The organism is Streptomyces klenkii, assembly GCF_003626645.1.
GTDB lineage: Bacteria > Actinomycetota > Actinomycetes > Streptomycetales > Streptomycetaceae > Streptomyces > Streptomyces klenkii.
Window position 1 is genome coordinate 1 of sequence record NZ_RBAM01000160.1, and the last position, 1,115, is coordinate 1,115.

Consider the following 1,115-nt stretch of genomic DNA (forward strand, 5'->3'; position numbering starts at 1 on the left):
GAGAGCGGGAAGACCGCCCCGCGGCTGCCGTCGGTCAGCCGCCGGCGTTGAGCACGTCGTTGACGATCCCGCCGATGCCGTCGGCGATCTGATTGTCGATATTGGCCGCGATCACCGTGGCCACAATCGCCGCCACCAGCAGCAGCAGTCCCGCGTATTCCACGAAGCCGGCTCCGCGGTCGTCGAGGCGGTTTCGGTAGCGGCTTGCGATCCTGTGCGTCCAGTTCGACAGCAGCCTGCTCATGGCGTCGTCCCTCTCCTCCGGCTGACGCCGGCTCAGCCGGCCTCTCCTCGCCCCTGTCCGGTCGTCCCTCGTGGGGAGCGGGCGCCAGCGCGCCCTGGGGCGGCGGCAGTTGGACGACTGCCGGCTCGACGGCCCGGTGCACCTGGCCCGACCCCCCCTCCCAGCGGGTCAACACGTACAGCTATCGGCTCCTGACTGTGCCATACCGCGCGGGGATTGGGCAGGGCGGGCCGGGTGTTTGGCGGGCATTGTTGCGCCATCGACAGACTCGGGGCGGTCCGGGCGGGGGAAGCCGGCCTCAGACGGGCTGCTGGCCGCCGCCGTCGCCGCCCTCGCCGCCGCTGTCCTGGAGGGTGGTGACGAGCTCGTTCTCGAAGTCGTTGACCGTCCGGATCACGGTCTCGCCCATGGACGCCAGGCCCTCCAGCTGGTCGCTGATGTCCCCGCGCCCGTCCCGCCAGCCGCTGACGAAGTCGTCCAGGGCGTCGTTGATCCCCTCGTCCCCGATGGCGTCGTGGTACTGGTCGAAGGTGTCGCCCGTGCGGTTCATGTACTCCCGGACGCTGCGCAACTGCGGGACGAACTCCTCCAGTTCGCCCAGCGGGATCGCGAGCCTGTCCCCGCCTTCTCCCATGGTGCTGCCTCCCTCGATGAACAGGTCTAGATGAAGCGGAAGGTGGACGTGATGGCGTCGAAGACGTCGAAGAAGGAGTCGGCGAGATCGAGCACCTGGCTGCTGCCGGACACCAGGGCGACGGCCTGCTGGTCCCCGGGCACGGGGATGAACGTCTGCATCAGCACCGCGCGGACCGTGCGGGTGTCCCCGGGGACGGGGATGTCCTCCACGCCGCGGGTCCTGGCGGCGGTGCCG

2 protein-coding genes and 1 pseudogene are annotated in these 1,115 nt (G+C 70.2%); all 3 read right to left on the reverse strand.

The window, feature by feature from the left end; genetic code table 11:
* Positions 1–34: 34 nt before the first annotated feature.
* Positions 35–244 carry a hypothetical protein gene (locus D7231_RS35425; protein WP_120760499.1) on the reverse strand — a complete coding sequence of 70 codons (210 nt, stop codon included), beginning with the start codon at positions 242–244 and terminating at the stop codon, positions 35–37.
* 298 nt (positions 245–542) lie between these two features.
* Positions 543–878, reverse strand: coding sequence for a hypothetical protein (locus D7231_RS35430; RefSeq protein WP_199739545.1), 336 nt, complete (start codon positions 876–878; stop codon positions 543–545).
* Between the two features lie 26 nt (positions 879–904).
* Positions 905–1,115 (reverse strand): annotated as a pseudogene (locus D7231_RS35435) (hypothetical protein); the annotation flags it as partial.